Origin of the sequence: Burkholderia sp. Nafp2/4-1b (genome assembly GCF_003635165.1) — a bacterium.
Lineage (GTDB): Bacteria > Pseudomonadota > Gammaproteobacteria > Burkholderiales > Burkholderiaceae > Burkholderia.
In genome coordinates this window covers 134,940-156,528 of record NZ_ML058597.1, presented here as the reverse complement: position 1 = coordinate 156,528, position 21,589 = coordinate 134,940, and the positions used below count along the sequence as shown (strand labels likewise).

Annotated in this window: 22 protein-coding genes; 7 read left to right on the top strand and 15 right to left on the bottom strand. The window is 65.6% G+C overall.

Annotated features, from left to right (window positions below; translation table 11 throughout):
• The first annotated feature begins 3 nt into the window (after nucleotides 1-3).
• The 3 genes from C7H84_RS00735 to C7H84_RS00725 are packed head-to-tail and all read left to right on the top strand — an operon-like array spanning nucleotide 4 to nucleotide 2,407.
• Nucleotides 4-1,158, top strand: coding sequence for a hypothetical protein (locus C7H84_RS00735; protein ID WP_162999179.1), 1,155 nt, complete (start codon nucleotides 4-6; stop codon nucleotides 1,156-1,158).
• A 30-nt stretch (nucleotides 1,159-1,188) separates the two neighbouring features.
• The gene (locus tag C7H84_RS00730; RefSeq protein WP_205611380.1) at nucleotides 1,189-2,106 is read left to right on the top strand and encodes a hypothetical protein; all 918 of its coding nucleotides are present in this window, start codon (nucleotides 1,189-1,191) and stop codon (nucleotides 2,104-2,106) included.
• 16 nt (nucleotides 2,107-2,122) lie between these two features.
• The gene (locus C7H84_RS00725) at nucleotides 2,123-2,407 is read left to right on the top strand and encodes a PAAR domain-containing protein (RefSeq protein WP_121856942.1); all 285 of its coding nucleotides are present in this window, start codon (nucleotides 2,123-2,125) and stop codon (nucleotides 2,405-2,407) included.
• 84 nt (nucleotides 2,408-2,491) lie between these two features.
• Here the strand turns inward: C7H84_RS00725 and C7H84_RS00720 are convergent, their stop codons facing one another.
• The 3 genes from C7H84_RS00720 to C7H84_RS00710 all read right to left on the bottom strand — a co-directional run bounded on the left by C7H84_RS00720 (nucleotide 2,492) and on the right by C7H84_RS00710 (nucleotide 5,037).
• A complete protein-coding gene (locus C7H84_RS00720) occupies nucleotides 2,492-3,001 on the bottom strand; it encodes an OmpA family protein (protein ID WP_121856941.1) in 510 nt (169 codons plus the stop codon).
• A gap of 84 nt (nucleotides 3,002-3,085) precedes the next feature.
• Complete coding sequence (locus tag C7H84_RS00715; protein ID WP_121856940.1) at nucleotides 3,086-4,354, bottom strand: diguanylate cyclase; 1,269 nt, start codon at nucleotides 4,352-4,354, stop codon at nucleotides 3,086-3,088.
• Nucleotides 4,351-5,037: a YfiR family protein gene (locus C7H84_RS00710; RefSeq protein ID WP_121856939.1), complete on the bottom strand. Its 687-nt coding sequence runs from the start codon at nucleotides 5,035-5,037 to the stop codon at nucleotides 4,351-4,353. The genes C7H84_RS00715 and C7H84_RS00710 overlap by 4 nt, the downstream gene beginning before the upstream one ends.
• A gap of 361 nt (nucleotides 5,038-5,398) precedes the next feature.
• On the opposite strand from C7H84_RS00710, the gene C7H84_RS00705 reads away from it, so the two are divergent.
• Nucleotides 5,399-6,640, top strand: a complete 1,242-nt coding sequence (locus C7H84_RS00705; protein WP_121856938.1) for an FAD-binding oxidoreductase — start codon at nucleotides 5,399-5,401, stop codon at nucleotides 6,638-6,640.
• Between the two features lie 32 nt (nucleotides 6,641-6,672).
• On the opposite strand, the gene C7H84_RS00700 is transcribed toward C7H84_RS00705, so the two are convergent.
• The 9 genes from C7H84_RS00700 to C7H84_RS00660 all read right to left on the bottom strand — a co-directional run bounded on the left by C7H84_RS00700 (nucleotide 6,673) and on the right by C7H84_RS00660 (nucleotide 16,020).
• Nucleotides 6,673-7,434 (bottom strand): FadR/GntR family transcriptional regulator, encoded by a 762-nt coding sequence (locus tag C7H84_RS00700; protein WP_121856937.1) that lies wholly within the window; start codon nucleotides 7,432-7,434, stop codon nucleotides 6,673-6,675.
• A gap of 77 nt (nucleotides 7,435-7,511) precedes the next feature.
• On the bottom strand, nucleotides 7,512-8,402 hold the full coding sequence (locus tag C7H84_RS00695) for an amidohydrolase family protein (protein ID WP_121856936.1): 891 nt from the start codon (nucleotides 8,400-8,402) through the stop codon (nucleotides 7,512-7,514).
• Nucleotides 8,403-8,460: 58 nt separating this feature from the next.
• Nucleotides 8,461-9,402, bottom strand: coding sequence for an ABC transporter substrate-binding protein (locus C7H84_RS00690; protein ID WP_121856935.1), 942 nt, complete (start codon nucleotides 9,400-9,402; stop codon nucleotides 8,461-8,463).
• 134 nt (nucleotides 9,403-9,536) lie between these two features.
• Nucleotides 9,537-10,574, bottom strand: a complete 1,038-nt coding sequence (locus C7H84_RS00685) for an ABC transporter permease (RefSeq protein ID WP_121856934.1) — start codon at nucleotides 10,572-10,574, stop codon at nucleotides 9,537-9,539.
• Nucleotides 10,575-10,601: 27 nt separating this feature from the next.
• Nucleotides 10,602-12,152, bottom strand: coding sequence for a sugar ABC transporter ATP-binding protein (locus tag C7H84_RS00680; protein WP_121856933.1), 1,551 nt, complete (start codon nucleotides 12,150-12,152; stop codon nucleotides 10,602-10,604).
• Nucleotides 12,153-12,164: 12 nt separating this feature from the next.
• On the bottom strand, nucleotides 12,165-12,941 hold the full coding sequence (locus C7H84_RS00675) for an SDR family oxidoreductase (protein WP_121856932.1): 777 nt from the start codon (nucleotides 12,939-12,941) through the stop codon (nucleotides 12,165-12,167).
• Nucleotides 12,942-13,015: 74 nt separating this feature from the next.
• Nucleotides 13,016-14,293 carry an L-fuconate dehydratase gene (locus C7H84_RS00670; protein ID WP_121856931.1) on the bottom strand — a complete coding sequence of 426 codons (1,278 nt, stop codon included), beginning with the start codon at nucleotides 14,291-14,293 and terminating at the stop codon, nucleotides 13,016-13,018.
• A 23-nt stretch (nucleotides 14,294-14,316) separates the two neighbouring features.
• Nucleotides 14,317-15,159 (bottom strand): ureidoglycolate lyase, encoded by an 843-nt coding sequence (locus tag C7H84_RS00665; RefSeq protein ID WP_121856930.1) that lies wholly within the window; start codon nucleotides 15,157-15,159, stop codon nucleotides 14,317-14,319.
• A gap of 96 nt (nucleotides 15,160-15,255) precedes the next feature.
• Nucleotides 15,256-16,020: an SDR family oxidoreductase gene (locus C7H84_RS00660; protein WP_121856929.1), complete on the bottom strand. Its 765-nt coding sequence runs from the start codon at nucleotides 16,018-16,020 to the stop codon at nucleotides 15,256-15,258.
• A 678-nt stretch (nucleotides 16,021-16,698) separates the two neighbouring features.
• Here C7H84_RS00660 and C7H84_RS00655 point away from each other — a divergent pair.
• The 3 genes from C7H84_RS00655 to C7H84_RS00645 all read left to right on the top strand — a co-directional run bounded on the left by C7H84_RS00655 (nucleotide 16,699) and on the right by C7H84_RS00645 (nucleotide 18,671).
• Nucleotides 16,699-16,989: a DUF3331 domain-containing protein gene (locus tag C7H84_RS00655; protein WP_121856928.1), complete on the top strand. Its 291-nt coding sequence runs from the start codon at nucleotides 16,699-16,701 to the stop codon at nucleotides 16,987-16,989.
• 177 nt (nucleotides 16,990-17,166) lie between these two features.
• The gene (locus tag C7H84_RS00650; protein WP_121856927.1) at nucleotides 17,167-18,153 is read left to right on the top strand and encodes an oxidoreductase; all 987 of its coding nucleotides are present in this window, start codon (nucleotides 17,167-17,169) and stop codon (nucleotides 18,151-18,153) included.
• Nucleotides 18,154-18,368: 215 nt separating this feature from the next.
• On the top strand, nucleotides 18,369-18,671 hold the full coding sequence (locus C7H84_RS00645; RefSeq protein ID WP_121856926.1) for a DUF4148 domain-containing protein: 303 nt from the start codon (nucleotides 18,369-18,371) through the stop codon (nucleotides 18,669-18,671).
• A gap of 190 nt (nucleotides 18,672-18,861) precedes the next feature.
• Here the strand turns inward: C7H84_RS00645 and C7H84_RS00640 are convergent, their stop codons facing one another.
• The 3 genes from C7H84_RS00640 to C7H84_RS00630 are packed head-to-tail and all read right to left on the bottom strand — an operon-like array spanning nucleotide 18,862 to nucleotide 21,587.
• Complete coding sequence (locus tag C7H84_RS00640) at nucleotides 18,862-20,067, bottom strand: TauD/TfdA family dioxygenase (RefSeq protein ID WP_121856925.1); 1,206 nt, start codon at nucleotides 20,065-20,067, stop codon at nucleotides 18,862-18,864.
• 22 nt (nucleotides 20,068-20,089) lie between these two features.
• On the bottom strand, nucleotides 20,090-21,046 hold the full coding sequence (locus tag C7H84_RS00635; protein WP_121856924.1) for an alpha/beta hydrolase: 957 nt from the start codon (nucleotides 21,044-21,046) through the stop codon (nucleotides 20,090-20,092).
• Between the two features lie 52 nt (nucleotides 21,047-21,098).
• The gene (locus tag C7H84_RS00630) at nucleotides 21,099-21,587 is read right to left on the bottom strand and encodes a thioesterase family protein (protein WP_121856923.1); all 489 of its coding nucleotides are present in this window, start codon (nucleotides 21,585-21,587) and stop codon (nucleotides 21,099-21,101) included.
• Between the last annotated feature and the right edge of the window lie 2 nt (nucleotides 21,588-21,589).

The window sequence follows — 21,589 nt, the reverse complement described above, 5'->3', positions numbered from 1 at the left end:
GCAATGGCTAATCTTGCAGAAAACACGACGAATCCGCAAAGCAACACGTGTATCGATGCGAATTGTGATTGCAAAATCATCTGGTCGCTCGCCCATCAATATGCGATGGCCCAGTTGGATACCCGTACGCCCATCCTGAAAGACGGAACGCCCGACTATCGATTCAGTTCACACACCATTTCTGACACCAAGATCGAGCCCGGCGATGCATCGTTTGTGGGGAAGAACTATGGCGCGCGAGCCCGCCGGGTAGCGTCAAGCTACGCGCGCATGTTCCTCGAAGATTTTCACCTCGGGGAAAAAGACAAGGTTGGTCGGTTCTATTGGACGGGGCTGGGGGCGTTCGCTGCCAAACAGGTTTCGGCCAATCTGGAAAGCTGGCAGGTGGACAAGGTGCCCGGCATGGGCATCGTCCACGAGGGACTCGGCAAAGGCAACCTGTGGATATATAACGACCTGTTGACCTGGTGCTACGGATATGCGGCGGATCCAGCTGCGTTCCAGGCGTGTGCGAAACAGCGCGATAGCCGGCAGTACCATCCCACGGTCCAGAAGAACTTGATGCGCCAGCAGTGGGCAAGCGACGTCGTGCCCAAGTGCCCGGTGGTCAATGAAGCCAGCGCCTCAATGGACGACGCAGGAACCGGTAAATTTCTTGGTTCCGACGCCGAGAATCCGGGTTACTTCAAATGGACTCCGCGCGTGTCCATCGGATTCGACCTTGTCAAGCAATGGGAAGAGACCGCAAGTGAAAAGAAGAAGGCTTCCTTTGCGTTCAACCATCTGTGGGTTATGGCACAGCATGAACAGGGCGAGGTGTTGCAAGGGTTGATCTATAACGACAAAGCATTTATCAGCAAGCTAAAATTCCAAAGAACGATGGATGAGGCAACCAGTTCTGATAAGTGGTGGGCCGCGCCAGCACGTGCATTTCACGCGCTGATTCCACCTCTGCAGCTCAGCTTCACGGCGAAGGACGAAACGTCCGACATGCAATATCGCTCGAACGCGCCGAAGGAGCTTATCCTCGAGGATTACGCACAACGAATGGCATGGATCAAAGATACTGGCAAGTTATTCCACTTTTTGATGCAAAAGCAGCGTGCCTACATGATGAGCGAGCTGAAGGCAATCGCTGCCATGGGCGGCCTGACATGATTGATTTTTCATATAAAGGCGACAATGCCTATGTTGCTTAAACGCAGATCAATGAGAATCTGGTGGTGTATTTTTGCAGCAGTCGCTTTGTGCGCTGCAATTTATGCATCAACAGCCGCTCGAAATGGAAAGGACAAAACGATGTCGCCTCAGGTTGTCACTATTAAATTCGGTGCAGACGGAAAATCGGATGCCGTTGCTCAAGGATTTTCTACAATGAATCACCCGTCCGGCGTCTATGCGTATCAGATGCACTGGGACGATCCAAAGCAGCTGGGACGGGTGAAATACAGTCAAGGACAGCACTCCTTTGATCTTGACAATGTCACGATCGCAACAGGGTTGGGAGACAAAGACAGTCCGGAAAGCGGAGTTGATAATTGGGATGTCAATTTCAACATCTCGCCTTCGGGCACGACCTCGTATGAAGACGCGCGCGACAAGATTGCGGCCCTGCTGGCAAAACTGAGAGCCGCGGGATGGAAGAGGTATATCGAAACCTCCGATCCGCGGCTCGTCGGCAAAGAGGCAACGGTTTATGCCTTGGCAAAACCCGGGGGCCTTTATTCGATCGATTCGACCTATACGCCGACCGTAGAAGAATGGAAGAAATTGATTGCGTCTGAGCCGAGGTGGCTTTTTTATACCGACGGCGTATTTTTGACACTATCTCTGTCGTATCAATCGTCGACTCATGACACGGGATATTACTTGACAGATATTCAGATAAGCACCGCATCTGACAATTACACGCCATATTTTGCTGATAGCGTTGAACGCCGGAGGCAATGGAAGAAATACCTGTCTGATGAATTGACGCCGGCAAGGGCGGAACGCGCGAAACATGAAGCGGAATTAACGGCTCTGGGCTACACGATCGACACGACATATCTGCCGCCGCCGTTTGAAGCCCCCGACTTTTCGGCCAAAGCTGGCGACACTCAATGATCGGGAGGGCTAGGAGATGCAACGAGCGAACTTGCACGGAAGAGCGCAGATCGTGGTCGGCGATACGACAAGCCACGGCGGCAAGGTGATTTCAGGCAGCCCGTCCTCCACTTGGAGCGAGGCCAAGGTTGCGATTGCACGCAAAGGGGATCAGGTGACCTGCCCGCTTTGCCCGCCACATCTCTTTGAAATCGCCGAGGGGCTCGACGGGTGCGAGGATTTCGGGCAGCCGATGGCCTTGGAAGGGCATAAAACGACCTGTGGCGCTATTCTCATTGCGCAGCCTGCTCCAGGTGACTGATTGACCATGTTCGTTTTCCGGACTGCTTTCTCTCCGGAGGAAGTCCGAGTATCGATCGAACTTGCGGCGCCCTGACTGAATCCCTCACCGCGGCGAAACCACAATCGCCGCCCTCCGATTCTGCATCCTCCCGGCTGGCGTCCGGTTATCCCCCACCGGATCGCTCTTCCCCTTCCCGACGACCGCAATCTGCTTTCCGTCCAGCCCCACATCCACCAATTCGACCGCCACCACTTCCGCCCGCCGCTTCGACAACTCGAGGTCATAAGCAGCAATCCCCTCGTCATCCGAGTACCCATAAACCCGGACCCCGTTGATCCCTGCCGACTTCAACGTCTTGCCGATCCGCTCAACGATCCGCCTGACATCCGGCTTCAGGTTATACCGATCGAAATCGAACAAAATCGGCCCGGCTGACCCGAACTCGAACCCCTGCTCAGTCTCCTGAAACCCGGCCGACTTCAGCGCCGTGACCTGCGTCTGCGTGAGCCCCCGATGCAGCGGCGGCGTATGGCACCCGGCAAGCAGCAGGCACAGCAACACCGCGCTCCCGACGCACATTCTCCCAATGCTCACAGGCAACGTGCTTTTCATAACGGTCCCCTTCCCATGCGCCCGCGTCGCGTGCGCTTTTTATCCCGCCGCCGCGGCCTCGCCCGCGGCGCGAAACGATACACATCAAACCCGCCCGACCACGCCTTCCGCCAACTGCCACGACCCCGGTCGCGCACGCTTGGCGCGGTACATCGCGGCATCGGCCGCCCGCAGCAAGCCGATCGCGTCGGACGCATGGTCGGGATACAGTGCAACGCCGGCACTCATCATGGTGGCCACCATGCGTCCGTCAGAAAGCTCGATCGACAGCACCATGCCGGACACAATCGCGTCGGCGATCCGGCTCACGGCGTCCGCTTCGCGCACTGCCGCCAGCATCACCGCAAATTCATCGCCGCCCAGGCGCGCGACGAGATCGGTCTCGCGCACTTGCATGCGCAACCGCTTCGCGACGCCAACCAGCACCGCATCGCCCGCATCGTGCCCGAGACAATCGTTGATCTCCTTGAAGCGGTCGCAATCGAGATACAGGACGGCGACCCGCTGCCCCGTCACCACGGCGTCGCACAGCGCAAGCGACAGACGCGACTCGAACTGCACGCGGTTCGGCAACCCGGTGAGCGCGTCGTGCGTCGCCTTGTATTCGAGCGAGGCGTTCTCGTCGCGCAGCGTGTTCTGCCAGTCTTCCAATTCGTCGAGCAGCGCATTGAAGTCGTCGCCGAGCTGGTTCAATTCCGCGATCATCGCGGGCTCCACGCGCCGCGCGAACGCCCGCTCGCGCCGCACGGCGTGCGCGACGCCGGCGAGCGCGCGCAGCGGCGCGACGATGTTGCGCAGCAAACGCTTCGAACTCACGTAAGCGCCGATCACGCTGACGGTCAGACAGCCGAGAATGCCGCCGATACCACCGAGCAGGAATCCGAAGAACTGATGCCCGCGGCCACGCACGACGACCTGACCGACGACGACACCGTCGTGCATCACCGGAACGGTCACGGGCCCGGGCAGCGCAAGATTGGCGACGCCGCGCTCGAGCCGGGCAATCCGGTCTGCGGCGGGCAGCGTCCACATCGTGAACAACCGGCCTTTGCCGTCGGTGACGACGATCCGCGCGACGTCCTCGTCGTTCGCGATGGTTGCAATGGCCTCGTGCGCCGCGACGTGGTCGCCGAACACGAGCGCAGCCTCGACGGTATAACCGAGTGAGCGGGCCAGCAGGGTCAGGTTGTTGCCGGCATACGCGCGCAACGCGATCACGGCAACGACGATCAACGACACCGCAGCCATCGTGACCGCGACGAACGCGAGGCGCAAATGCGCGCGGCGCAGCACGCTTTGCAGCGTCGGGCGCGGCACACGGGAAGGCGAGATGCGGGGAGCGAAGCGTGTCATGGCGTCAGGGTCCGCCGCGCGAGACCGAGCACATTCGGATGCACGCGCACACCGCTGCGCGCGACGGCGTCGAGATTGATGTCGAACGTCACGTGATCGCCTTCGACCGTGAGGCAGAACATCGCACCCGCGGTGCACGACATATCGTGTTCGGCGATGGTCAAGACCGGGTGGCCGGCCACCGCGGCCCGCACCCGCATTCGCTCATCGTTGCCGAGGGCGCCGAGATAGACGACGTCGCATGCCAGACCGAGCGCGGGATCGTCGGAACTGACGCGCTCCACGTCGAGCACGGTCGAGCCGGCTTGCAACGTGTCGGTCAGTCCGCCCGCGTAGTCGGGGCGGCCCGTCACGCACAGATGCAGGCGAACGGGTGTCGTCGGCCAGCGCGTGAAGCTGACGATGCCGAGCACGACCTGACGCACGGCTGAGTCGTGTGACGAAAACGCGGGACTTGTCGGCTTGGAGATCCGCAGCGTGTCGACCGGCACATCCGCATCGGCCGGCGCCGCGAGGACGGCCGGCGAAGCACTCAGAGCGCAAACGATTGCGACGAGCGCGTGGCGTAGCGTGGCGACTCGGCCAGATCGGCCGGACGCCTTCCGCGCAGCAACTGCCGCCGCGCCCGCTGGCGTCGATGCGGCTGCAGGACTCGCAGCCGCCGCGCACACACTCGCATCCATGATCGAAACATGTGCTGCCGTCGTTCCCGGTGCGGCTGCCTACTTGTCATGCGCGTGCCCGCACCCTATCGCACGCATGAATTCCTTCCATCTTAGGTAGAAGTTCGTATCCGAAACCAGTGGGATACACCCGCTATTTACGTCATACGGTACGCGGAAAAGATGCGCGATATCGCGTGCGTGACATCGCCGCTTGTCGGCTGGCCGCGAACCATCGCGCACGGGCCACCCGCGCTATGTCGACAGCGCGCACCTCTTGGTACGTCACGCCGCCGCGAGTATGCTTTCACTTCATACGATCTCCAACCTGGGCGCACACACCGCACCGCGGCCAAGCGCCCCGCTACCGGCCACTCACACGATGGACTTCGACGTAATCGTTCTGGGCGCGGGCATCGTCGGCGTCTCCGCCGCGCTGCACCTGCAGGATCGCGGCCGCAAGGTCGCTCTCGTCGATCGCAGCGCGCCCGGCGAAGGAACCAGCTTCGGCAATGCCGGGCTGATCGAGCGCTCGTCGATCGAACCGTATCCGTTCCCGCGCAGCCCGTTCACGCTGATGCGCTACGCGCTGAACCGCTCGACCGATCTCTACTGGCACAGCACGTCGCTGCCGGCATTCGCGCCCTGGCTCGCGCGTTTCTGGTGGGAGTCGGCGCCGATGCGTCACGCAGCAGCGTCGCGCGACATGCTGCCGCTGATCGAGCGCTGCATCGTCGAGCACGACGCGCTGATCGCCCGCGCCGGCGCCGGCGAACTGGTGCGCGCAAGCGGCTGGATGGAAGCGTTCCGCACGGCGGCCGCGTTCGAGCGTGCGGTCGCCGATGCAGGGCTCACCGCGCGCCGCCACGGGCTCGGCATCACGCCGCTCGATGCCGCCGCACTCCGCGCGCAGGAGCCGAGCCTCGCACCGGGCTTCTGCGGCGCGCTGCACTGGCTCGATCCGAAAAGCGTCGTCGATCCGTCCGCGCTGGTCAAAACCTACGCGCAACTGTTCGTGCAAGGCGGCGGCACGCTGCTCACCGGCGATGCCGCGAGCCTCGACGCGCTGTCGCCCGGCTGGCAGGTCACGACGGACGACGGCAAGATCGCCGCGCCGGCCGTGGTCGTCGCGCTCGGCCCGTGGTCCGACACGGTGTTCGGCAAGTTCGGCTACAAGATTCCGCTGCGCGAGAAACGCGGCTATCACATGCACTACGCGCCGTCCGAACGCGGCACGCCATCGGCGCCGATCGTCGATCGCGAATACGGCTACGTGATCGCGCCGATGCGGCGCGGCTTGCGGCTGACCACCGGTGTGGAAATCGCGCGGCGCGGCCTGCCACCGACGGGTGTGCAGCTCGATCGCGCGGAGCGCATCGCGCGCCCGGTGTTCGGCTTCGGCGAGCGGCTCGATCCGCAACCGTGGCTCGGCTTCCGCCCCTGCACGCCCGACATGCGGCCGGTGATCGGCCCCGCGCCCGCGCATCGCGGGCTGTGGTTCTCGTTCGGGCACAACCATCACGGGCTGACGCTCGGCCCCGTCTCCGGCCGCCTGCTCGCCGAAATGATGACGGGCGACACACCGTTCACCGACCCGACGCCCTACCGCGCGGACCGCTTCTGATCCTTGACGTCTGAACGCCTGGCCGCCCGCGCTCAGTCGAGCGCGCGGCCGAAGATCTCGATCACTTCATCAAGATGCTCGGCCATCGCGCGGCGCGCGGCCTCGGGGTCGCGCGCGCGGATCGCATCGAGAATCGCGCGGTGTTCGAGCTCCGACCGGTGCGGCATGTCGTTCGGCATGTACAGCGATTGCAGCCGCTGGAACATCGGGTCGTACTTGTGCGCGAGCAACTGTTTGATCATCAGCGCATACGCGGGGTTGTCGCTCGCTTCCGCGATACGGATATGAAACAGCCGGTCGCCCGGATGCGTGAGCGAACCGCTGCGGTTGTCTTCCTGGTTGCGCAGGAACGCGTCGCGGATCCCTTCGATCTGCGCGTCCGAACCATGCTGCGCGGCGAGCGCCGCGGCCTCCGGCTCGATCAGCCGGCGCGCCTGCAACAGCGCGAACGGCGGGATTTCAGTATCGAGGTCGAGCTCGATGCCGAGCTCCGGATCGATCTCGACGATCGAGAACGGCGCGACCTTCGTATCGATCTGCGGCACCGGTGCGGCGGCTGCCTCGGGTTGACGCACCTTCACGCCGTCGCCGACGCGCACGCTGACGAGCCCGTTCACCTCGAGCGCGATCAGCGCCTCGCGCACCGATGTGCGCGACACGCCGAACCGCTCGGCCAGTTCACGCTCGGGCGGCAGGTAGCTGCCCGGCGGGAAATCGCCGGACTCGATCATCGTGCTGAGCTTGTCGGCGATCTGCTGGTACAGGCGGCGGTTCTGAATCGGCTGGATGGACATACGTTGATACAGGTAAGCGGTTGCGTTGCGGACGGTGTGACGAAAGACGCGCGTGTGTCAGGCCGTTCGCGCCTATTCTATATGCCGGGCTTCGAAGCGCCCGGCACCGCATAACAACGCGCGGCGGTGCCACCCCACAACGCGTTGCGCTCGGCCACCGACAACCGCGCCGCGGCCCAGCGTTCGACCAGCGATGCCACTTCGTCATACGACGCCGCGAGCAGGCACACGGGCCAGTCGGACCCGAACATCAGCCGCTGCGGACCGAACGCGTCGAGCGCCGCATCGAGGCATTGCTCGATGTGCCGGATGTCCCGCTCGCGCAAACCTCGTCGCCAGTCCGCCTCGGTCACGAGCCCCGACAGCTTGCACACCACGTGCGGCAGCGCGCCCAGCTCGCGTAATCCGGCACGCCAGCGAGAGAGCGCGCTGGCGTCGCGGTCGAATTCGGCGAGCGCAGGCTTGCCCGCATGATCGAGCACGAGCCAATGCGCATCGTGCCGCGCGCAGAACGCACGCACGTCCGGCAACTGACGTTCGAACACGAGCACGTCGTACACGTAGCCGTTCTTCTGCAGCCACGCGACGCCGCGATTGAACGCGGGCGCCTCGACGAACGCGGCGACATCGGCTTCGTCCTGCACCTGGTGACGAAAGCCGCGCAGCTTCGGGCTCGCCCATTCGGCAACACGATCGGCGAGTTCCGGCGCACCGAGATCCTCCCAGCCGACCACGGCCGCGATGCGCGCATCGTCGCGGGCGAGATCGAGCAGAAACGCCGTCTCGTCGCGCCCGGCGCGCGCCTGCACCGCGATCGATGCATCGAGCGCCTGCGCATGCATCTGCGGCCACAGCGCGTCGGGCAGGTAGTCGCGGGCGAGCACGCCCATCCCCGCGCCGATCCACGGGTAGTCGGCCGCGCGGTAACGCCAGAAGTGCTGATGGGAATCGATACGCACTGCGCCCATGGTGTCCTCGTGTTTCGCCGTCACGCGCCGTGTCGCGTCACATCACGCCGCGTCACGCTCAGTCGTAAAGCACCGCCGTGATCTTCGGGTCGTCGATGTTGGTCTTGTCGTACCAATAGAAACCGGTATCGATGACCTTCGGCAGCTTCTCGCCCTTGATCGCCTTCACGGCCGCTTCGACGGTCTTGTAGCCGATCCCGACCGGGTTCTGCGTGATCGCGCCGGCCATCAGCCCGCTGCGGATCGCGTCCTTCTGCTGCTTGCCCGAATCGTAGCCGACGATCACGACCTTGCGCTTCATCTCGCGCACGCCGTTCACCACGCCGATCGCCGAGCCTTCGTTGGTGCCGAAGATGCCCTTGAGCTTCGGATACCCCTGCAGGATCGACTTCGTCACTTCGGTGGACTTCAGCTGATCGCCCTCGCCGTACTGAACGGTCACGATCTGCACCTTCGGGTGCGCGGACTTCATCCGTTCGAGAAAACCGTCGCGTCGATCAATGCCGGTGCGGCTCGTCTGGTCGTGCGCGACCACGGCGACCTCGCCTTCGTCGCCGATCAGCGCGGCAAGCTTGTCGGCGGCGAGCGACGCGGCGGCCTTGTTGTTGGTCGTGGCGGTGGTCACCGGGATGTCGCTGTCGACGCCCGAGTCGAACGCGATCACCGGGATCTTCTCGGCCTGCGCCTTCTTCAGCAGCGGCAGCGCGGCCTTGCTGTCGAGCGCAGCGAAGCCGACCGCGGCCGGCTTCTTCGCGATCGCGGCGGACAGCATGTCGATCTGCTTGTCGACCATCGCCTCGGTCTCAGGGCCTTCGAACGTCACCCTCACCTTGTAATCTTTCGCCGCCTGCGTCGCGCCGGATTTCACGGCCTGCCAGAACTGATGCTGGAAGCCCTTCGAGATCAGCGGGATGTAGGTTTCCTGCGCCTGCGCACCGGCCGTCACGCCGACGGCGAACGTCAGCCCGACGATCGCGTTCAACACCTTGCTCCTGATCACTTCGCGTCTCCTTGGTTGGTATCGACTGAGATGCCGGCCCGGCCGGCGGTGAAGCGCCTTTGTGTCTGAGTTCGTTCCTTCTTGCGTGCGAGCGTGCGAGCGTGCGAGCGTGCATGCGTGCAAGCGTGCATGCGTCAGCGGCGGCGCCGGCGCAGGATGTCCACGTAGACGGCCAGGATGATGATCACGCCGGTCACGACCGTCTGCCATTCCTGCGCAACCGACATGATGCGCAGGCCGTTGGTCAGCACGCTCATGATGAACGCGCCGATGATGGTGCCGACGATGCTGCCCGCGCCGCCCGACAGCGACGTGCCGCCGATCACGACGGCCGCGATCGCATCGAGCTCGTAGCCCTGCCCGAGCGCGGGCTGCGCGGAGTTCAGCCGCGACGCGATCAGCAGCCCGGCGATCCCGCACACCGCGCCGCTGAATGTGTACACCGCGATCTTCCACGCGTCGACGTTCACGCCGGACAGCCGCAGCGCTTCCTCGTTGCTGCCGAGCGCGAACGTGTAGCGGCCGAAGATGGTGCGGTTCAGCACGATCGACGCGCCGATCGCGACGAGGAACAGGATCAGCACCGCGTTCGGAATCGGCAGCGCGGGAATCAGGTTGCCGATCAGCGAATCCTGCGCGATCGACGTGAAGCCCGGCGTGTCGTTGAAGTAGATCGGCCGCGTACCGGAGATCACGAGCGACAGCCCCTTGAGCAGCATCATCATGCCGAGCGTCGCGATGAACGGCGGCACCTTCATCTTCGCGATCACGAAGCCCGACACGCTGCCCGACAACGCGCCGAAGCACAGCGCGGCCAGGATCCCGAGCGGCAGCGGCATGCCCCACTTGGTCAGCACGACGCCGGCCATCACCGCGCAGAACGTCATCAGCGTGCCGACCGACAGGTCGATGCCCGACGTGATGATCACGTAGGTACATGCGACGGCCAGCACGCCGTTGACGGCGGTGGCCTGCAGGATCGACACGAGGTTGTCGACTTCGAGGAAGTTCGACGACGCGAAGCTGAAGAACACGATCAGCAGCACGAGGCTCGCGAATGCGAGGAGCTTCTGCCGCGCGGCCGGGTTGAAGAAGCGGGCACGTAGGCCCGGTGCGCCGGCCGGCGTGTCGCCGGTGGCCAGGGGCGGGACGGGATGCGTATCGTTCGGCATGGTCGGGTAAGCGTCTGAGCGTCTGATTCAGGACAATACGGTCGACTCGCGCTGCGTCGCGAGCTGCATGATCTTTTCCTGCGTGGCGTCGGCCGCGCGCAATTCCCCCGTCACACGCCCTTCGCACATCACGAGAATCCGGTGGCTCATCCGGAGGACCTCGGACAACTCCGACGAGATCATCACGATCGCCTTGCCGTCGGCGGCGAGCGCGTCGAGCAGCTTGTAGATCTCGCTTTTCGCGCCGACGTCGATGCCGCGCGTCGGCTCGTCGAAGAACAGGATGTCGCAGTCGCGCAACAGCCACTTCGCGATCACGATCTTCTGCTGGTTGCCGCCCGACAGCAGCCGCGCGGGCTGCGCGACCGACGGCGTGCGGATCGCGAGCTGCCGCACATACGACTGCGCGGTGTCGCGCATCTCGCGCGCATCGAGGAACAGCCCGCGGCGCACGAAACGCCGCATGCTCGACAGCGCGATGTTGTTCTGCACGTCCATCCCGACCGCGAGCCCGAAATGCTTGCGATCCTCCGACAGGTAGCCGATGCCGTGCCTGACCGCGTCGGCCGGCGTGCGGATCGTCACGGTCTTGCCATGCACGCGGATCTCGCCCGCGTCGACCGGGTCCGCGCCGAACACCGCACGCGCGACCTCGGTGCGGCCCGCGCCCATCAATCCGGCGAAGCCAAGAATCTCGCCGCGCCGCAGCGTGAAGCCGACGTCGCGAATCGCGCGGCCGCGCGACAGGCCGCGCACCTCGAGCGCGATGTCGTGTTGCGACGTATCGGGCGGCGTGCGGTACTGCGTATCGAGCTGACGGCCGACCATCATCGCGATGATCGCGTCCATCGACGTGTCGGCCATCGGCACCGTCGCGACGTACTTGCCGTCGCGCATCACCGTCACGCGATCGGCGATCTGGCGCAGTTCGTCCATCTTGTGCGAGATGTAGACGATGCCGACACCGTGCGCGCGCAGGTCGCGGATGATCCGGAACAGCTCGGCGATTTCCGCGTTGTTCAGCGCGGCGGTCGGCTCATCCATGATCAGCACGCGCGAATCGAACGACAGCGCCTTCGCGATCTCGACCATCTGCTGCTTCGCGACCGTCAGCCGGCCGACCTGCGTACGCGGATCGAGATCGAGCCGCATCCGCGCGAAGATCGCGGCGGCGTCGCGGTTGAGTTTCTCTTCGTCGACGAACACGCCGAAGCGGCCGCGCGGCTCGCGGCCGATGAAGATGTTCTGCGCGACGCTCAGGTGGTTCATCAGGTTCAGTTCCTGATGGATGATGCCGATCCCGAGCGCCTGCGCGGCGCGCGGATCGGCGATCTCCACCGCGCGGCCGTCCATCCGGATCTCGCCTTCATCCTTCTGGTACACGCCTGCGAGGATCTTCATCAGCGTCGATTTGCCGGCGCCGTTCTCGCCCATCAGCGCATGCACTTCACCGGCGCGCAGGTCGAAGTGGCAGTCGTCGAGCGCCTGCACGCCGGGAAAGCGCTTGCTGACGCCGGTCAGTTCGATCAACGCGGCGGCGGCGGATGCGGCGGTCGTCGGGTTCAGGTCGGGTTGCATGGCTCGCCGCCCTCAGCCGATCGCGCGATCGAGATGCGTGTAGCCACCGTCGACGAACAGCCACTGGCCCGTCGTGTGCGATGCACGCTCCGACAGCAGGAACACGGCCGTGTCGGCAATCTCGTCGGCGGTCGTGAAGCGCTTGCCGAGCGGCACCTTGCCGGCGATTTCCGCGACCTTCGCGTGCGGATCGTCGAAGCCGGCGATCCAGCTCTGATAGAGCGGTGTCATCACTTCGGCCGGGATCACCGCGTTCACGCGCACGCCGTCGTTGCGCAACGCGACTGCCCATTCGCGCGTCAGCGCGAGCTGCGCGCCCTTCGACGCGCAATAGCCGCTCGTGTTGCCCTGCCCGGTCACGGCCGTTTTCGAAGAGATGTTGACGATCGCGCCGCGTGTGGCTTTCAGATGCGGCACGCAGTAATGCGCCATCACGTAGTAGTGGATCAGGTTGCGTTCGAGCGAGGCGACGAACGCGTCGCGGCCGGCATCGAGCCCGATGCTGTCGTTGATGCCCGCGTTGTTGACGAGCCCGTCGATGCGGCCGAAACGTGCGATGGTCTGCGCGACGCCGTCGCGGCATTGCGCGTCGTCCTGCAGTTCGACGGTCACGCATGCGGCGCGCGGCTGTTTCTGCGTGAGTTCGCGCCAGAAGCCGTCGTCCGGTGCGTGACGCGCGAACACCACCGGAATCGCGCCTTCGCCGGCCAGCCGCATCGAGATCGCGGCGCCGATGCCCGACGCGCCGCCGGTCACGATCACGACCTTGTCTTGCAGATTCAAATCCACTTCGCGTCTCCGTCGTTCATGTTGTCGCCGCGCACGCCGCGCGCGGTGCATCGCCGTGCCGCGTGCTGCGTGCTTCAGCCGCGGAACCGGTACTGCTCGAGCGATTCGGGCTTCATCTCGATCGAGAAGCCGGGCGCCGTCGGCGGCATGTACGCCGCGCCGCGCACGACGCACGGCTCGACGAAATGCTCGTGCAGGTGATCGACGTATTCGGTCACGCGCCCTTCCTTCGTGCCGGAAATGCACACGTAGTCGATCATCGACAGATGCTGCACGTACTCGCACAGCCCGACGCCGCCCGCGTGCGGACACACGGGAAGCCCGTACTTCGCGGCCAGCAGCAGCACCGCGAGAATCTCGTTCACGCCGCCGAGCCGGCATGCATCGATCTGCACGACGTCGATCGCGCCGCGCTCGATGAACTGCTTGAACAGCACGCGGTTCTGGCACATCTCGCCGGTCGCGACCTGCACGGGGCCGATCGCCTCGCGGATCTTGCGATGCCCTTCGACGTCGTCGGGGCTCGTCGGCTCCTCGATGAACCACGGCTTCGCGAACGAGAGCTCACGCACCCAGTCGATCGCTTCATCGACTTCCCACACCTGGTTCGCGTCGATCATCAGCTTGCGATCGGGGCCGATCACCTCGCGCGCGATCGTCACGCGGCGGATGTCGTCGTCCAGGTTCGCGCCGACCTTCAGCTTCACGTACTCGAACCCGGCGTCCACTGCCTCGTGGCACAACCGGCGCAGCTTGTCGTCGCTGTAGCCGAGCCAGCCGGCCGACGTCGTGTAGCACGGGTAGCCGTCGCGCTCGAGCGCCGCGATCCGCGCCGCCTTGCCCGGTGCCTGCCGGCGCAGCAGCTCGAGCGCCTCGTCCTGCGTCAGGCAGTCGGTCAGGTAGCGGAAATCGATCGCGCGCACGATTTCCTCGGGGCTCATGTCGGCGACGAGCCGCCACAGCGGCTTGCCGACGGCCTTCGCCCTTAGATCCCACACCGCGTTGACGACGGCGCCCGTCGCCAGGTGGATCGCGCCCTTGTCGGGGCCGATCCAGCGCAACTGGCTGTCCGACGTCACGTGCCGCCAGAAGCGGCCCATGTCCTCGCGGATCCAGTCGAGGTCGAGGCCGACGACGAGGTGACGCATCGCGTCGATTGCCGCGCAGCAGATTTCGTTGCCGCGCCCGATGGTGAACGTGAGCCCGTGACCTTCGAGGCCGTCGTGGTCGGTTTCGAGCACGACGTACGCGGCCGAATAGTCGGGGTCCGGATTCATCGCATCGGAGCCGTCGAGCTGGCGCGAGGTCGGGAAGCGCACGTCGAGGACGCGCATCGATCGAATGATAGGCATGGCGAACGGTCCGTTAAAGGGAATCAGGCCTGCACGGTGCGCTGGCGCTGCTCGCCGAGCCCGTCGATGCCGAGCGTGATCACCTGCCCGGCGCGCAGATAGACGGGCGGCTTCTGGCCGAGGCCCACGCCCGGCGGCGTGCCGGTCGAGATCACGTCGCCCGGCTGCAGGCTCATGAAGCGGCTCAGGTAGCTGATCAGGTGCGGCACGCGGAACACCATCGTCGCGGTCGTGCCGTTCTGGTAGCGGTGGCCGTCCACTTCCAGCCACAACCGCAGCGCGTGCGGATCGGGCACTTCGTCCGCCGTCACGAGCCAGGGCCCGAGCGGGCCGAACGTGTCGTTGCCCTTGCCCTTGTCCCACGTGCCGCCGCGCTCGAGCTGGTATTCGCGCTCCGACACGTCGTTCACCACGCAGTAGCCGGCAACGTGCGACAGCGCGTCGGCTTCGTCGATATAGCGGCCGCCCTGGCCGATCACCACGCCGAGCTCGACTTCCCAGTCGGTCTTCTCCGAGCCGCGCGGAATCTCGACATCGTCGTTCGGCCCCGAGATCGCGCTCGTCCATTTGCCGAACACGACCGGCTCCTTCGGGACTTCCATCCCCGATTCGGCCGCGTGGTCGGAATAGTTGAGCCCGATGCAGATGAACTTGCCGACGCGGCCCACGCATGGGCCGAGCCGCGGCGTGCCTTGGACGATCGGCAGCGACGCCGGGGCGATGTCGCGCAGCCGTGCGAGCGACGCAGGCGTGAGCGCCTCGCCGGCGACGTCGTCGATCACGCCCGACAGGTCGCGGATGTTCCCCTGCGCATCGAGCAGGCCCGGCTTTTCATGGTGTTTGTCGCCAAATCTCAGCAGTTTCATGTCGTCTTAGCGGAATCGGAAAGTGAATGGGGACGCGTGGTCAGTTTGACGCGGTCGGCTAGACGCGGTCGGCTAGACGCGGTCGGCTAGACACGGTCAGTTTGACCAGCCGCCATCGATCAGGTGAATCGCGCCGGTGGTGAACGCCGCTTCGTCGGACGCGAGATACAGCGCGAGCGCGGCGACTTCGTCCGCGGTGCCGATCCGGCCCATCGGCTGGCGCGCGACGAACGCCTGGCGCACGGTGTCGATCGACACCTGACGCGTGCGCGCCTGTTCGGCGATGCGCTGCTCCAGCGACGGCGATTCGATCGTGCCCGGGCAGATCGCGTTGCAGCGAATGCGCTGCTCGACGAAATCGGCGGCAACCGACTTGGTCAGGCCGATCACGGCCGCCTTGGTCGTGCCGTAGACGAAGCGGTTCGGCACGCCCTTCACGCTCGACGCGGCCGACGCCATGTTGATGATCGACGCGCCGCCCGCGTCCAGCATCGCCGGCAGCAGCGCGCGGATCAGCCGGTACATCGACGTGACGTTCAGGTTCAGCGAGAACGCCCATGCGTCGTCGTCGCAGTCGAGGATCGAGCCGTGGTGCACGAAGCCCGCGCAGTTGAACAGCACGTCGAACGCGCGTTCCTGCGCGGCGAGCGCCGCGACCTCGCCCGCGTCCGTCACGTCGAGCCGCCGCGTGCGCAGCCGGCCGCCCGCGCGTTCGGCGTCGGTCGCGAGCTGCGCGAGCGCGGCTTCGTTGATGTCGGTCGCCAGCACGTCGGCGCCCTCGCTCGCGAACCGCAACGCGGTCGCGCGGCCGATACCCTGCCCGGCCGCCGTCACCAGTGCGCGCTTGCCCTGCAATCTCATGAGCACGTCTCCCGAAAATGCGGCCCACCCGGCGGCCGATTGGCACAAAGGACCAAAGGTCCAACCAATAATAGGACAGATTCCGCATTTGTCACGATCGCGGGATTCAGTGTTTTCCCGAGCGGGAGAATCGGGCGGAAAGACGATGGGGCGGCTTCCATGTCCGTCTTTTTCAAGTTCGGCCGATCAGCGTTTTGTTCCGCAACGCCAATACTGGCGCGGGTCTGCGCGGAACGCACACGCGACGCAGTGACACCTCGACCGTCGAAACTGACCAAAATGTCATGTTCCCGTCAGGATCTCAACGGGGTGCGCGCGCGATCATGGTGTTGCCGGCCCGCGCTTCCCGGCACACCGCACCCCGCCCGTCGCCGATCTCTGACGGGCACCTCCGTCCCCCGCGGTGTCCACGTGGCTGAGCGAGCAGCCACGGGGGCTTGGGCCCGTTTCGTGCCCCGGACGTTCGCGTCCGGGGCACTTTTGTCGCTGCTTTTTCAAGAAAATGCGCGGCGATTGTTTCTAAATCGGCAAAAGGTAATTTGAGCCAGACAGGATGTTTTTTCCGGTCACAGACGCTTACATTTAGCGCACCACTCATGGAAACCGCTACGGATTCGCCCTCGGGTAGTGACATCCACTGCCACGGCCGAAACCGCACGAGCTTTAGGAAACGGCAAAATGAAGGCCTCCAAATCCCTGCCTGCGCTCGATTCCGCCGACGTTCACGTCGAAATTCTCGAACGTTCCGATACGCTGCTCGTCGTTCGCTGGGTTGAACCCGGCCGCTGCCATTACGGCGAACAGCGCTGGCGGCGCCGCTTCGCGCAGCGCACCGGCACTTGCGCGCTGTCGCGCCAGGTCATCCAGCGCGGCGATGAAGTCTTCCGCCCGGCCGAGCGCCCGGCGCCCGCGAACGCCGCCGCAATGATCTCCGCCGCCGAAGTGCTCGCGCTGGCCGGCAGCCGCTGACACCCATCGGCTGATGCGCGCGGGGACCGGCTGCACGCTCTGCATGCGCTGCATGCCCGCCCTAGAAGCGCCGGTCTAATTCCCCTGCTTGTCTGACCCGTCTGCGCGGACTATCGTTACACCACTCAATGTAACGATCACGCGTCGTGGCGCCCGGCCACGCCGATGGAGGCAGACATGCATGCATGGAGCGCGCGCCACGTCCCGGCGCAAGGCGGCAAGGTCGCGGTCGTGACCGGCGCCAACAGCGGCCTCGGCTGGCATATTGCGGAAACACTGGCCGCCAAGGGCGCGACCGTCGTGATGGGCTGCCGCGATGCCGCCCGCGCCGCGCAGGCCGCCGCTGCAATCCGCCGGCTCCATCCCGCCGCCCGGGTCGAAGTCGATCCGCTCGACCTCGCCGATCTCGCGTCGATCCAGCGCTTCGCCGCCGACGTCTCCGAGCGCCACGGGCGCGTCGACATCCTCTGCAACAACGCCGGCGTGATGTTCCTGCCGCTGCGGCACACGCGCGACGGCTTCGAGATGCAGTTCGGCACCAATCACCTCGGCCATTTCGCGCTGACCGGCCACCTGCTGCCCGCGCTGCGCGCCGCGCGCCGGGCTCGTGTCGTGACGATGTCGAGCGGCTTCAACCGCGGCGGCCGGATCCGCGTCGACGACCTGCGCGCCGAGCAGCGCTACAACCGCTATCTCGCGTACTGCGACAGCAAGCTCGCGAACCTCGTGTTCGCGATCGAACTGCAGCGCCGCTTCCAGCGCGCGGCGTTCGCGGGGATCAGCGTCGCCGCGCATCCCGGCTACGCGGCGACCAACCTGCAGTTCGCGGGCCCCGCGATGGACAGTTCACCGACCCGTGCCGCGCTGATGCGCGCGGCGAACCGTTATCTCGCGCAACCGGCCGACCAGGGCGCGCTGCCGGCAATTCATGCGGCGACGTCGCCCGACCTGACCGGCGGCTCATATATCGGACCGTCCGGCTGGTTCGAGTCGCGCGGCCTGCCGGCGCCCGCGAGCGTGCCGCGTGCGGCGCGCGACGTGGCCGTCGCAGCGTTGCTGTGGGAAGCGTCGGAAGCCGCAACCGGCGTGCGTTTCCTGAGTTCGGAGATACCGGCCGGGCGATCGCTGGCGAAGCCGTTCGACACGGCAGCCGAGCTGCGCTGAACCGCGTGCTTCGTTGCGTTCGCATTCCTCATACTTATTACAATTACGAAAACGAAAGCTCGATGAAAGCTTGATTCGGCCGCCCACTGTTACCAGTCTGGAAACAATCTATCGTCAAAACCAGCGTTTACCCTGAACGACCCGGTGACTAAGATTTAGTCAATCGCTGCAGACATGGTGTCGCAAGCGAACCCAATAAAACACCGGAGGTCATCATGAAATCGCTCGTTTCCGCAGTTATTGCCGCTGTCGCCCTGTCCGCTTCGTTCAGCGCTTTCGCGCAAAGCACCGTGACCCGCGCACAAGTGCGCAACGAACTGGTTCAACTCGAACAAGCCGGCTACAAGCCGGGCGTGTCGAGCCCGTACTACCCGAACGACATCCAGTCGGCGGAAGCGCGTGTTCATGGTGCCGACGCCAGCGGCTACGGCGCACAACCGGCGCCGGTCGTCCACTCGGGCGCCCCGGCTGCCGCAGCGTCGTCGAACGCTCGCGACTCGGTCTTCTTCGGCCAGTAAGCCGACGCGCCCTGAACGGGGGCGCACCGCGCATCGCGCGACGAAGCTGTATCCGGACGAGCCCGTCATGCGGGCTCGTCTTTTTTTGTGACACGCATACCTCCGCCGCCCGGCAACGGGAGGCTTCGCCCGGGCGCGCTGCGTCCGGGCGCTTTTTCGCATACGGAAGGCGACAGGCGTGCGCGGCCGCTCAGCGCGGCATGGCGGGCGCAGGCGCGGCAAGCTTGCCGCGCGACAGCACGCGCCACCGCGACAGCAATTCATCGCGATCGACGTAGCAGCCCTGCAGATGCCGGCGGCCCGTCGACGGATCGAACTCGGTACGCGCATGCAGCACGCGCCGGTTGTCGAATGCCCACATGTCGCCCGCGCGCAGCCGGCGCTGCACGCGGAAACGCGGCTCGCGCGCGAGCGCGAGAAACCGCCGGTACGCGCGGTAGACGGCCGCGACCGATCCGGCCGGCGCATCGAGCGGGCCGCGCAGGAAGTTCGCGACCCGCACCTCGGTCACGTTGCCGCGCGCATCGAGCCCGATCACCGGCGCCGAACAGCGGTAGTCGCTGGTCGCGCTCTTGTTCCAGAACTCGAACGGGGTCGACGCAAGGTGCTCGAAATCGGCCGGATGCTCGCGCCGCAATGCATCGGTGAGCGCGAAGCCGTCGAGGAAGATGCTGTCGCCACCGGTCGCATCGTTCGCGAGGCAATGCAGGAACTGCACGCCGGGCTGCAACTCGCGCGTCGGCAGGTCAGTGTGCGGCGGCAGATTGAGCGACGTGTAGGCATTGCTGTTCGGACGCGGTTTCGATTCGACGTCGAACAGCACGCCGAAATTGCTTTCGCGGATCAGGCCGATACGGCGCGCGATCTCGTCGACCCGCCCGCGCTCGGCAGGCACGCCTTCGACGAGCGTCAGCCCGGTGCGCTGCAGCGCGGAGAGCCATGCGAGCAACGCGCCGTCGTCCTCGATCACGTCGCGCCACGCGAACACGCCGATCGCCGTCGGATCGTCGCCGGTCCACACGTGCCGCGCGTGTGCCGCGTGGCGCTCGGCGCGCGACGCATCGTCGTAGGCATGCGCACGCAACCATCCGGGCGACCATGTGCTGCGATGCCCGTCGTTCCACTCGACGTGCAGTGCGCCATCGGTTTCGACATGCGCGGCAACGGCGGACAGATCGTCACGTGCATCGGCGATCTCGAACACCTGTTCGCGCGTGAGCACATGCACGCACGCGGAACACGCGCAGTTGTCGCGCAACCAGTCGAAGTGAAACGGCGATCGTCGCGCGTCGCTCCACTCGACGTCCACCGCTCCATCGCCGATCGTCGCCGCCGCGATGGCCGCATCGGCGGAAAACGTCCGCCAGTCCTCGATACGCTGTTGCGCTGCCTGCATCGTTGCCTCCCGGAAATGCCCGCTACCCGTGTGGTGCGAGCAGAAACCCGCCGATCATCCGGTGCATCCGCGCAGCCTGCGGGCTCGTTCCGAGCGCGCGCCAGCAGCCGTGCACCAGACCCTCTCCCATCCAGTAACGCGCGGCACCGCCGGCCGCGCGGATGCGTTCGACATAGACACGCGCATCGTCGCGCAGCGGATCGTGTTCCGCACCGATCGCGAGCATCGGCGGCAGCCCGTCGAAACGCGACGCCGCGAGCGGCACCGACGCGCGCAGCAGCGGATCGTCGTGCAACGCGGCTTCGGCCGCCTCACCCCAGTACAACGCGCGATAGCGACGGACGTCGTCGAGCGTCAGCATCGGCGCATGCGCTTCCGTTTCGCGCGCCGGCGATTGCGGTTCGAGGCCGAGCATCGGATACACGAGTGCGATCCCGTCGATGCCGCCTTCTCCGGCATCGCGCAGCGCTGTCGCAACGGCCGCGGCGAGATTGCCGCCCGCGCTGTCGCCCACGAGCGTCAGCGGTCGTGCGCAGGCGTCGAACGGCCAGTGCGCCGCGTCGCGCGCGGCGCGCGTGACGGCCAGGCAATCCTCGAGCGCGGCCGGTGCGCGGTGCTCGGGCGCGAGCCGGTAGTCGACCGCGATCACGGCCAGCCCCGTGTCGGCCGCCAGTTGCGCGGTGATCAGTGCGTGGCTGTCGAGAGAACCGACGACGAAGCCGCCGCCATGAAAGAACAGCACGGTGCCGCGCGGCTCACCGTGTGCAGGCGCGTAGCGCCGCAACGCGATCGCGTGTCCGTCGGGTGCGTGCCATACCGCGTCGTGCTGCACGATGCCGGCCGGCAGTTCCGCGGGTGTCCAGGCGGTCGCGAAGCGATCGTAGACACGGCGCTGTTCGTCGGGCGAATGCACCGCCGTGTCGGCCGGATACCACGCGTCGACGGCTGCGACGAACGCCGCGATTTCCGGTTCGAGCATCGTGGGCGCTCCGCGGTCGAGAGTTGAACGTTTGACGTAGAACGTGGCCGCACTAACGGCGCGGCGGCAATCCGATTACGCGCCCCGCATACGCGGGTGCCGCGCAATCGCGCTGCAACGCATGCAGCTCGGCCACGCGCGCGGCGACGTCTTCATCGAACGGCGCCGATTTCGCGCCGTCGCGCGTGTCGACGTGCAGCAGCATCTGCTCGCTCGCCGACACCGCGCCGTCGTGCCCGTCCGCGAACAGTTCGAGATAAAGGTGCACGCGCTTCGCGTCGTGCGCGAACACCCGCGCATCGACCCGCACGCGCGCGCCTTCCTTGATTTCCTGCAGATAGTTCACGTGCGCTTCGAGCGTATAGACCGAGCGGCCCCGCTCGCGGCGCGTGGCGTCGTCGAGACCGATGCGGTCCAGCAGCGCATCGGTCGCGAAGCTGAAGATCAGCAGATAGAACGCATCGCGCAGGTGCCCGTTGTAGTCGACCCATTCGGGCCGCACGACGTCGCGGTAGATCGTCAGCGGGGTATCGCCGGTCATGT